Origin of the sequence: Niastella sp., from assembly GCF_045805085.1 — a bacterium.
GTDB lineage: Bacteria > Bacteroidota > Bacteroidia > Chitinophagales > Chitinophagaceae > Niastella.
Genome location: NZ_JBJMLX010000080.1, coordinates 1 through 10,253, shown reverse-complemented (window position 1 = coordinate 10,253; position 10,253 = coordinate 1). Strand labels below are relative to the sequence as shown.

12 protein-coding genes are annotated in these 10,253 nt (G+C 44.3%); 6 read left to right on the top strand and 6 right to left on the bottom strand.

Annotation, left to right across the window (positions count from 1 at the left end):
- From rfbC to ACJ751_RS03580, 5 genes are all read right to left on the bottom strand, one after another.
- Window positions 1-416 (bottom strand): dTDP-4-dehydrorhamnose 3,5-epimerase (gene rfbC / locus ACJ751_RS03600; protein WP_407744005.1); only part of this gene is annotated, 416 nt, incomplete at its 3' end.
- A 62-nt stretch (window positions 417-478) separates the two neighbouring features.
- Window positions 479-1,552, bottom strand: a complete 1,074-nt coding sequence (rfbB, locus tag ACJ751_RS03595) for a dTDP-glucose 4,6-dehydratase (protein WP_407744004.1) — start codon at window positions 1,550-1,552, stop codon at window positions 479-481.
- Window positions 1,553-1,582: 30 nt separating this feature from the next.
- Window positions 1,583-2,563, bottom strand: a complete 981-nt coding sequence (locus ACJ751_RS03590) for a UDP-glucuronic acid decarboxylase family protein (RefSeq protein WP_407744003.1) — start codon at window positions 2,561-2,563, stop codon at window positions 1,583-1,585.
- A 19-nt stretch (window positions 2,564-2,582) separates the two neighbouring features.
- Window positions 2,583-3,905, bottom strand: coding sequence for a UDP-glucose dehydrogenase family protein (locus ACJ751_RS03585; RefSeq protein ID WP_407744002.1), 1,323 nt, complete (start codon window positions 3,903-3,905; stop codon window positions 2,583-2,585).
- 37 nt (window positions 3,906-3,942) lie between these two features.
- The gene (locus ACJ751_RS03580) at window positions 3,943-5,076 is read right to left on the bottom strand and encodes a DegT/DnrJ/EryC1/StrS family aminotransferase (RefSeq protein WP_407744001.1); all 1,134 of its coding nucleotides are present in this window, start codon (window positions 5,074-5,076) and stop codon (window positions 3,943-3,945) included.
- A 220-nt stretch (window positions 5,077-5,296) separates the two neighbouring features.
- Here ACJ751_RS03580 and ACJ751_RS03575 point away from each other — a divergent pair, with 220 nt between their 5' ends.
- Window positions 5,297-6,607 carry a 3-deoxy-D-manno-octulosonic acid transferase gene (locus tag ACJ751_RS03575; RefSeq protein WP_407744000.1) on the top strand — a complete coding sequence of 437 codons (1,311 nt, stop codon included), beginning with the start codon at window positions 5,297-5,299 and terminating at the stop codon, window positions 6,605-6,607.
- Here the strand turns inward: ACJ751_RS03575 and ACJ751_RS03570 are convergent.
- The gene (locus ACJ751_RS03570) at window positions 6,580-7,446 is read right to left on the bottom strand and encodes a hypothetical protein (protein WP_407743999.1); all 867 of its coding nucleotides are present in this window, start codon (window positions 7,444-7,446) and stop codon (window positions 6,580-6,582) included. The genes ACJ751_RS03575 and ACJ751_RS03570 overlap by 28 nt on opposite strands.
- A gap of 54 nt (window positions 7,447-7,500) precedes the next feature.
- On the opposite strand from ACJ751_RS03570, the gene ACJ751_RS03565 reads away from it, so the two are divergent.
- The 5 genes from ACJ751_RS03565 to ACJ751_RS03545 form a co-directional block, all read left to right on the top strand.
- The gene (locus tag ACJ751_RS03565) at window positions 7,501-8,109 is read left to right on the top strand and encodes a thymidine kinase (protein WP_407743998.1); all 609 of its coding nucleotides are present in this window, start codon (window positions 7,501-7,503) and stop codon (window positions 8,107-8,109) included.
- A gap of 58 nt (window positions 8,110-8,167) precedes the next feature.
- Window positions 8,168-8,818: a heme exporter protein CcmB gene (locus ACJ751_RS03560; RefSeq protein WP_407743997.1), complete on the top strand. Its 651-nt coding sequence runs from the start codon at window positions 8,168-8,170 to the stop codon at window positions 8,816-8,818.
- Window positions 8,819-8,905: 87 nt separating this feature from the next.
- Window positions 8,906-9,592, top strand: a complete 687-nt coding sequence (ccsA, locus tag ACJ751_RS03555) for a cytochrome c biogenesis protein CcsA (RefSeq protein WP_407743996.1) — start codon at window positions 8,906-8,908, stop codon at window positions 9,590-9,592.
- An 8-nt stretch (window positions 9,593-9,600) separates the two neighbouring features.
- Window positions 9,601-9,822, top strand: a complete 222-nt coding sequence (locus ACJ751_RS03550; RefSeq protein WP_407743995.1) for a CcmD family protein — start codon at window positions 9,601-9,603, stop codon at window positions 9,820-9,822.
- A 147-nt stretch (window positions 9,823-9,969) separates the two neighbouring features.
- The coding region (locus ACJ751_RS03545; protein ID WP_407743994.1) for a Glu/Leu/Phe/Val dehydrogenase dimerization domain-containing protein at window positions 9,970-10,253 on the top strand (284 nt) is incomplete at its 3' end.

Here is a 10,253-nt window from a genome sequence, read left to right as displayed (position 1 = left end):
TTGCTATAAAACTGATCGCATTTATACAATACTTCAGCGGTATCGCTTAATACGGAGAACCCGTGGGCAAAACCCGCAGGTAGAAATAATTGCTTTTTATTTTCGGCAGAAAGTTCAATACTGTAAGTTTTTCCAAATGTGGGGGAACCTTTTCTGATATCAACCGCCACATCCAGAATAGTACCTGCCAATGCCCGCACCAGTTTAGCCTGGGCAAATGGTGGGATCTGGTAATGTAAACCCCTGATGACCCCATAAGAGGAGCGTGATTGATTATCCTGTACAAATACAGTTTCAACCCCTGCCCCACCAAACATTTTCTGATTATATGCTTCGAAAAAAAATCCCCGGCTATCTTCAAATACCGTTGGTTCAAATACCAATAAATCCGGAAGTCCTGTTTCTATAAAAGGCATTAGATACTTAGATTTTATTTTAATTGTGGCGTTTCGATCCTTCGACTTCGCTCAGGATCTTTCTATCGTTTTGCGTATTGCTCTTCGTAATAATGCTGATAATCGCCCGAAGTTACGTGCTTTATCCAATCTTCATGCTGGAGGTACCAGTCAACTGTTTTTTCCAGGCCCTCTTCAAACTGAAGCGAAGGTTCCCAGCCCAGTTCTTTATTCAGTTTTGTTGCGTCAATGGCATACCGCATGTCGTGACCGGGACGGTCTGTTACATAGGTAATCAGTTTGGCAGAAGTGCCTTCAGGGCGGCCAAGCTTTGTATCCATGACCTTGCACAACAAATGAACGATGTCGATATTCTTCCATTCATTAAAACCACCCACATTATATTTATCGCCTGTTTTCCCTTTATGAAAGATCACATCGATGGCGCGGGCATGGTCTTCAACAAATAACCAGTCGCGCACATTCTCGCCTTTGCCGTATACAGGCAATGGTTTGTTATTTTTGATGTTGTTGATCATTAACGGGATCAGCTTCTCGGGAAAATGGTATGAACCGTAGTTGTTACTACAGTTGCTCATTACCACCGGTAAACCATAGGTATGATACCAGGCCATGACAAAATGGTCTGATGACGCCTTGGAAGCTGAATAGGGAGAACGGGGATCGTAAGCAGTTTCTTCTGTAAAGAACCCTTCCTCTCCCAGTGAGCCATACACTTCATCGGTTGATACATGCATGAAACGCTTCCCTGCCATTTTAGTAGAAGAAGCCGCCCAGTTTTTGCGGGCAATGTTCAGCAGCGTAGCGGTACCCAATACATTTGTTTTTACAAATGCCAGTGGGTCAAGGATCGAACGGTCAACATGGCTTTCTGCCGCCAGGTGGATCACGGCATCAAATGCATATTTATCAAACAAAGCCTCAATACGGTCTGCATCGGTTATATCAGCTCTTTCGAATTTGTAATTAGGTGCATCCTGCACATCTTTCAAATTCTCCAGGTTGCCGGCATAGGTAAGTGCATCGGCATTCACGATCAGGTACTGGGGATATTTGTTTATAAACAAACGCACTACATGTGAACCGATAAACCCGGCCCCACCAGTGATCATGATCGTTCTTGAAAAGGTGCTCATGGTATATTAATTAAAGGAGAACACGAAACGTTATTTTGCAACAAACTCTTTGGGCTGTTTAAACCATTCTTCTTTGGGCAATGATCTGAAATACTCGTAGGTCACTTTCAATCCTTCTCTTCTGCTCACTTTTGGTGTCCATCCCAGTATTTCCTTTGCCCGGGTAATATCCGGCTGCCGTTGTTTGGGATCATCAACAGGCAATGGTTTGTATACAATTTTTTGTGTTGTTCCGGTCAATGCAATGATCTCTTCGGCAAATTCCAGCAGCGATATTTCATCAGGATTACCCACGTTAACAGGTTGATGGTAATCGCTCATTAATAACCGGTATATTCCTTCAATAAGATCGTCTACAAAGCAAAAACTGCGGGTTTGTGAACCATCGCCAAATACGGTCAGGTCTTCACCACGTAATGCCTGGCCAATAAAGGCAGGCAGTGCACGGCCATCATTCAACCGCATACGCGGGCCATAGGTATTGAAGATGCGTACGATGCGGGTTTCAACGCCATGGAAAGTATGGTACGCCATGGTCATTGCTTCCTGAAAACGTTTTGCTTCATCGTATACTCCACGTGGACCTACAGGGTTTACATTACCCCAGTATTCTTCATTTTGCGGATGCACCAGGGGATCGCCATAGATCTCTGAGGTAGAAGCTACCAGAATGCGGGCATTCTTTGTTTTGGCAAGACCCAGGCAGTTATGCGTACCCAACGATCCTACTTTCAACGTTTGAATAGGAATTTTCAGATAGTCGATGGGACTGGCTGGTGAAGCAAAATGTAATATATAATGCAGTTCGCCGGGAATATGAATGAATTTCGAAACATCGTGGTGATAGAACTCAAACTGTTCCAGCTTGAATAAATGTTCAATATTGCGCAGGTCGCCGGTAATCAGGTTATCCATACCAATAACATGGAAACCTTCTTTTACGAACCGGTCGCATAAGTGTGACCCTAAAAAACCGGCTGCTCCGGTAATAAGTACTCTTTTTCTTGACATGAGAAAGGTTTATTAGTTATTATTTAGCACCGGGATCAGCTACTAACCGGCCCACGCTTTCGTAGTAAAATCCTAATTCTTTAATAGCATCTGTTTCAAACAGGTTGCGTCCGTCGAAGATCACTTTGTTTCTAAGTGCCGTTACGATCTTCAGGAAGTTAGGCGTGCGGAATTCATTCCACTCGGTGGCGATGATCAACGCATCGGCGCCCTCCAGACAATCGTATTGATTGTCGGCGTATTGAATTTTATCGCCCAACAAAGCCCGCACATTGTTCATGGCCTCGGGGTCATACGCACAAATAGAAGCGCCTTCTTTTACCAGTTCATCGATGATATATAAAGCCGGTGCTTCACGAATATCATCAGTATTAGGTTTAAACGCCAGACCCCACAGGGCAAAACGTTTTCCTTTCAGGTTATTCTTGAAATATCTTTTGATCTTGGGAAGCAGGTGCAGTTTTTGTCTTTCATTCACATCCATTACTGCATTCAGGATCTGGAAATCGTACTCTACTTCTTTGGATGATTTCACCAGCGCCTGTACGTCTTTGGGAAAACAACTGCCGCCATACCCGATGCCCGGGAACAGGAAGCGTTTTCCAATACGATCGTCACTGCCAATACCCCGGCGTACCATATCAACATCGGCGCCCAGGCGCTCGCACAACTGGGCTACTTCGTTCATAAAAGAGATCTTGGTAGCCAGGAAGGAGTTAGCGGCATATTTAGTCAGCTCGGCTGAGCGAACATCCATATAAATGATAGGGTTGCCTGAACGCACAAACGGTGCATACAATTCGCCCATTACTTTGCGGGCCCTTTCAGAAGCAGCGCCTATTACAACCCGGTCGGGTTTCATAAAGTCCTCTACTGCTACCCCTTCGCGCAGGAACTCGGGGTTCGACACCACATCAAAGTCGCCTACATATGTTTTAGCAATGGCTGCATATACTTTTTCAGCAGTACCAACAGGCACGGTACTTTTATCAACGATCACTTTATAATCGGTCATCAGTTCGCCCAGATCTCTGGCAACACCCAGAATGTATTTCAGATCGGCGCTTCCATCTTCACCGGGAGGTGTTGGCAATGCCAGGAAAACGATCTCCGCATCTCTGATACCTTCCGATAAACTAGTGGTAAAGCGTAAGCGTTCTTCTTTAACGTTACGAAGGAATAATTTTTCCAGACCTGGTTCATAAATGGTGATCGTACCGGAAGAAAGTTTTTCTACCTTTTTTTTATCGATATCCACGCAGGTAACATCGTTACCGGTTTCTGCAAAACAGGTTCCGGTTACCAGACCTACGTAGCCCGTGCCTACAACTGCGATTTTCATTTTAAAGTTAATTTAATGGTGCCTTAACGCTAATTAGTTACTGTTTATTAATAAACTCCAATACTTTACTGGTAATAAACTGGAGCTGTTCAGTACTCAGTTCGGTATGCATAGGTAAGGAAATTACACGTTCAGTGAGCCAATCGGTTGTTGCCAACTCATATTGGGCGCCACCAAAGGCCTCAAACATTTTCTGACGATGTGCAGGTACCGGATAATAGATCATTGAGGGAATACCATGACCAGCCAGGAACTGGTTCAGAGCATCGCGGTCAACGCCTTCGAGCAATAAAGTATATTGATGGAAGACGTGATTGCTATAGGACGCCCTGTATGGAACCGTGATCTTTGCATTTTCGGCAAAAGCCTTATCGTAAAAATCAGCGGCAGTGCGACGTGCGGCAATATATTCATCCAAACGTGGCAGCTTTACATTCAACACAGCTGCCTGTATGCTGTCGAGCCGGCTGTTACAGCCAACACGATCGTGATAATATCTTTTTGACTGGCCATGGTTGGCAATCATTTTCAACGCTTCAGCCAATGCATCATCGTTGGTAAAGATAGCGCCACCATCACCATAGCAACCCAGATTTTTAGAAGGAAAGAAAGAAGTGGTACCAATGGTACCCAGGGTACCCGTTTTTTTAACGGCGCCATTGCTCAGGGTAATATCGCCCCCGATTGCCTGTGCATTGTCCTCAATGACCGGGATCTTATGACGGTTGGCTATTTCCATAATGGCTTCCATATTGGCTGCCTGTCCGTATAAGTGAACGGGGATAATAGCCTTTGTTTTGGGCGTTATTGCCTTTTCAATGGCTATGGGATCAATACAAAAGGTTTTGGGATCTACTTCTACAAATACAGGTTTTAACTGTAACAACGCCACTACTTCGGTAGTAGCAATAAAAGTAAATGAAGGGGTGATCACCTCATCGCCAGGTTTCAGATCCAAAGCCATTAATGCGATTTGAAGGGCATCGGTTCCATTGGCACAGGGAATAACATGTTTAACTCCCAGGTATTTACTTAACCCGGCAGCAAAATCCTGAACCGCTTTTCCGTGAATGAAAGCGGTGGTATTTATTACTTCCTGAATTGCTGCATCTACTTCTGCCTTTATTTTCGCGTATTGCTGCTTTAAATCAACCATTTGTATGGGCTGCATTCCTTATCCTTTTTTTAATTAAAACGGGCACAAACGTACTGCAAAAAAACGGTGTAAGCAAGCATATACCCAATAGTGGTATCAGGAAACTCCCGAATCTACAACCATATGTAAATTTATTGTGGTATATAATCAGTGCCGGGAGGTATTAGTTTTTCGCTATTTGACAATTCTGGTGATAAAAACGACATTTGTTGTTTTCTGAAATCAAATTATTACCGTGCACCTGTTTATTTACAATATCTTTTTGTTTTTATACACTGTTGGAATCCGAATTACCGCCCTGTGGAACCCCAAGGCGCGGAAATGGCGTAATGGAAGAAAGGATATCTGGACTGAATTAAAGACAATCAGGGCGGGCGAGGCAGAGAATGGAGGTCCGCTTGTTTGGATGCATTGCTCATCCCTGGGCGAATTTGAGCAGGGACGGCCGGTACTGGAAGCCATAAAACAACAATATCCCACTGCCAAAACTTTACTCACCTTCTTCTCCCCCAGCGGCTACGAAGTGCGGAAAAACAATTCCGGCGCCGATTTCGTGATGTACCTGCCAATGGATTCAAAAGCCAATGCCCGCAAATTCATCAGCCTGGTGCAACCCAACCTGGTAATCTGGATCAAATACGAATACTGGTTCTATTATTTAACTGAATTAAAAAAGAAACAGGTTCCCCTGTTGTTGGTATCAGGCATTTTCAGACCCGACCAGCCCTTCTTTAAATGGTATGGCCGCCTGCACTGGTATATGCTGGAAAGTTTTAATCACCTGTTTGTTCAAACCGATACCTCAAAAGAATTACTGCGCACTATTGGCTTTACCAATAATGTAAGCGTAAGTGGCGACACCCGCTTCGACCGCGTTGTTCAGATTGCCGAACAGTTCAAACCCATTGACCTGGTTGAACAGTTTTGTGGTAACAGCAAAGTGATTGTTGCAGGCAGCACCTGGACAGAGGATGAAGAGGAATTGGACCATTATGCCAATACACATTCCGATATAAAGTTCATTATTGCGCCACATGAAATACATGAAGAGCACCTGAAGGAAATTGAAAAGTTATTCAAACACAGCATCCGGTTCTCAAAACTGGCGGCACACCTCTCTCCTTCGCCCAGGCCAGTGGCCAGAAATAAACAGTTGCCTTCAGAAAAGCAGGAGCCCAATACATTGATCATCGACAATATTGGCATGCTTTCGAAGCTGTATAAATATGCAACTATTACGTATATAGGGGGTGGCTTTGGCGATGATGGCGTACACAATGTGCTGGAGGCTGCCGTATACGGCAAACCGGTGGTGCATGGACCTGTGTACGAAAAATACATTGAGGCAGTTGAACTGGTACAGGCGGGCGGCGCCTTAGTGATTAATACGGCGCTGGAATTGGAGAAAACGTGCAACGACCTGCTGACAGATACCGATAGTTACCAGGTAAGCTGTCAGGCAGCCCGTAATTACGTTTATAATAAAAAAGGAGCAACAGAAAAGATAATGCAATACATTCAGGAGAACCGTCTTTTAACCAGCTGATAAAAGTGGCGGGTGCTTTCCTTGTTTTCGTCCCAGCCCAGTTTTACTTTTAATTCCCGTTCAATCCAGTACTGGGCTTCAGGCAATATGCGAAAACCATTAATGGTTTTTATGCTGCGTTCATACATCACTTCGTCGTTGCGGAAAAGTTCACTGATAAATACAAAACGATCATTGATACCGATAGCCCGGCGCAGATCGCGTACCGGCGCATCGTTCAACACATGCGCAACTTCTTTCACCTCTTCTTTTAACTTTTCATTAAGGGAAGAGCTTTTAGTTGCCATCACTTCATTCAGTTCTTTAACAACCTGTTGATGCGCTAAAGTGGGTACTTCGCGCAGGGGATCAATTTTCCACCCATATTCAGCCTGGGCGTCATGGTGATGACCATTATTACCATTAGTACCGTTGTGGTTGTTATTTTTTTCCACATTTCCATTAGTGCCTTTTCCGTTCACCACTGCCGGGGTAACTACCACAGGTAAAGCTTCTTCGACAACAACCGGAGTTTCCACTACAATCGGAGTTTCCACTACAGCCGGAGCTTCTACAACAGGCGCCTGTACTTCAACCGGTGGTTCTACAGCCGCCGCGGGGGTATTTACCACCTTTGGTGTGGGGTTTTCCACCACTACAGGCCGGGCCTGGTAGCTATGACCATTAGCCGCCGGCATTACCACCGCCACTTTGGATGAGTTAACAACCCGGTGTGTGGACGTTGACATCTGTACCAATTCTGTTTCAATTAATTGGGCAGTTACTAATAGTTGAAACGGATCGGCGTTTTGTGCAAATTGTTCATTTAATTTGCCAATAAGTTGTGCTAAACGTTCCATAATAAGCGGGTACTTTTTTATGGTTAGAGTTAATTGATTGATGGTTAGAGCTAAATGATAAAGTTAACAATTATTGTACCTATTTCCGTTAAGATGTTTATAGAACCAAATATATCGGGTGAGCGCCGGGGCAGTATTGAAGTAATTTGCGGGTCTATGTTTTCCGGAAAAACCGAAGAATTGATCCGGAGACTAAAACGGGCAAAGATCGCCAACCTGCGGGTAGAAATCTTTAAGCCTAAGATTGATGTACGGTATGATGTTCACAACATTGTATCGCACGACGAAAATGCCATTCTAAGTACGCCTATTGATAACTCACAAACCATTTTATTATTGCATAATGAAGCTGACGTAATTGGTATTGACGAAGCGCAATTCTTCGACGATCAGTTACCTGACGTGTGCGATCAGCTGGCATTAAAAGGAAGACGCGTCATTGTGGCGGGTTTGGACATGGATTATACCGGAAAACCCTTTGGGCAAATGCCCTTTCTGCTAGCCAAAGCCGATTATATAACCAAGCTGCACGCCATATGTGTTAAATGTGGCAATATTGCCAATTATTCCTTTCGTAAAAAGGCTGATAAAACACAGGTATTGCTGGGTGAAAAGGATCTGTACGAACCACGGTGCAGAAAGTGTTATTATGAAGTACCATAAGCAATTTGCAAATGAATGTTAATATTGCATCGCTTAACTTAAAACATTTATCAAATCGTTGAATCACATAATTGCGCTAATTAAGAAAGACCTGTTGCTGGAAATAAGACAGCAATACACTTTTTACGGTATCCTGTTGTATGTAGCCTCCACCATCTTTGTTTTATACCTGGCCATGAACCAGCCCGAAGAAAAAGTATGGAACGGGTTGTTCTGGATGATACAGTTATTTATTTGTGTGAATGCGGTAGCGAAAAGTTTTCTGCAGGAAAGCCATGGCCGTATGTTATACTTTTATACCATCGCGGGCGCGCGCGATTTTATTCTTTCCAAATTATTATTCAATGCCGGGTTAATGATAATCATGAGCCTGGTAAGCCTGGTGTTGTTTCAATTGTTGATGGGCAATCCCCTGCATAATCCCATCCGGTTTATCGGTTTTGTTTGTTTAGGCGGTTGTAGCCTGAGCCTGGTATTTACTTTTCTGGCAGCCATAGCCGCCCGTGCCCGCCAGGGCGCAGCCCTAATGGCCATTATGGGTTTTCCACTGATTATTCCGCAGGTATTGCTGCTGATGAAAATGTCGAACACCGCTTTTGCCGATATTATCCAGGTGGGTCTATGGCAGATCGTTTTGCTGCTGGTAGCGCTGGATGTGCTCGTGATTGCCCTCGCAGTTATACTATTCCCTTTTTTGTGGAAAGATTGACGCCAGAAACCACAGGTAATCCAAAAACCCCTTCCAATTACTTTCTTTCCCCTAATTTTGCCCCACCTCAACAAACTACAGCACTCTATGCAGTGGAAATGGTGGAAAATACTGAGTATTGTTTTTTTGGTCTATACTTTCATTTTTGGTTTTATAGTTCCGCTTCCTTATGAAACGGCCTATGCCAACAGCAATCTGTATGAAAGCATGCGCAATTTCTTCTTTCACGTGCCCATGTGGTTCAGCCAGTTAGCACTTATTACAGTTTCACTGTATTATTCTATAAAATACCTGCGCAAGCCCGATCCGCTTTACGACATTTACGCCACCGAATTTGCCCGTACCGCCACGGTGCTGGGATGTTTGGGCCTGGTAACCGGTTCAATTTGGGCCAACTACACCTGGGGTTCCTTTTGGAGCAACGACCCCAAACAAACAGGCGCGGCCATTGCCCTGCTTATTTACATAGCCTATTTTGTGCTGCGTAATTCCATGCCCGATATGGATAAAAGAAGCCGGGTAGCGGCGGTTTATAACATTTTCGCTTATTTTATTTACATACCCATGATCCTGATACTACCGCGGCTAACGGAATCGTTACACCCCGGCGGTAAAGGAACAGAGGGAAACCCTGGCCTTGGTGGCAGCAGCCTCGATGCTAACATGCGCCTCGTTTTTTACCCCGCCGTACTGGGTTGGATTCTTTTAGGCACCTGGATATCCACCCTTAGGTTGCGCGTTCGATTACTGGAAGAGAAAAAACATTCCGCATAATTTTTAGTATGAAGCAACTAATTGTAACCCTGATCGTTTTATTTGTCCAATTAATAGCCCGTGCCCAGGACTCTACGAAACATGTAGCACAAACGCCAACAGGTTTGGCCGCCGGAAACAAGATCTATGTTGTGCTGGTAGTTGCCGTAACTATTCTGGCGGGGTTGTTCCTGTATGTAATCCGGCTCGACAGAAAGATCTCAAAGCTCGAAAAACAAAGTTCTTTATAACGGTGAATATGCCCGCCCGGATCGATCGTTCGGACGGGGTAATGAGGCGTTGCCTCTGCAAAATTTATAACGATTAGTTGATAGAACCCTATTATCAACTTCAACTTGCTATATACTGCTCAAAACATAAACAAAAACAGCTTAGTCATGTCAGATTACAGTTTTTTTGGCGCGGTGGAGAAGAGTTTCGATAAAGCCGCGCAATTCACCACCTGGGATCCCGGTATCCTGGAACAGATCAAACAATGCAATGCCGTTTATCGCATGCATTTTCCGGTAAAAATCGGTGATAAGATCGAAGTTATCAAAGCCTATCGCGTTCAACACTCCCATCACAAATTTCCCTGTAAAGGCGGTATTCGTTTTGCCCTTTCAGTGAACCTCGATGAAGTAATGGCCCTGGCCGCCCTTATGACCTATAAATGCGCTAT

Excerpts from the sequence above, each read along its gene's own strand:
- rfbB (WP_407744004.1), bottom strand. The coding sequence starts at position 1,552 with ATGAGCACCTTTTCAAGAACGATCATGATCACTGGTGGGGCCGGGTTT.
- ACJ751_RS03590 (WP_407744003.1), bottom strand. The coding sequence starts at position 2,563 with ATGTCAAGAAAAAGAGTACTTATTACCGGAGCAGCCGGTTTTTTAGGG.
- ACJ751_RS03585 (WP_407744002.1), bottom strand. The coding sequence starts at position 3,905 with ATGAAAATCGCAGTTGTAGGCACGGGCTACGTAGGTCTGGTAACCGGA.
- ACJ751_RS03580 (WP_407744001.1), bottom strand. The coding sequence starts at position 5,076 with ATGCAGCCCATACAAATGGTTGATTTAAAGCAGCAATACGCGAAAATA.
- ACJ751_RS03570 (WP_407743999.1), bottom strand. The coding sequence starts at position 7,446 with ATGGAACGTTTAGCACAACTTATTGGCAAATTAAATGAACAATTTGCA.
- ACJ751_RS03565 (WP_407743998.1), top strand. The coding sequence starts at position 7,501 with ATGATAAAGTTAACAATTATTGTACCTATTTCCGTTAAGATGTTTATA.
- ccsA (WP_407743996.1), top strand. The coding sequence starts at position 8,906 with ATGCAGTGGAAATGGTGGAAAATACTGAGTATTGTTTTTTTGGTCTAT.
- ACJ751_RS03550 (WP_407743995.1), top strand. The coding sequence starts at position 9,601 with ATGAAGCAACTAATTGTAACCCTGATCGTTTTATTTGTCCAATTAATA.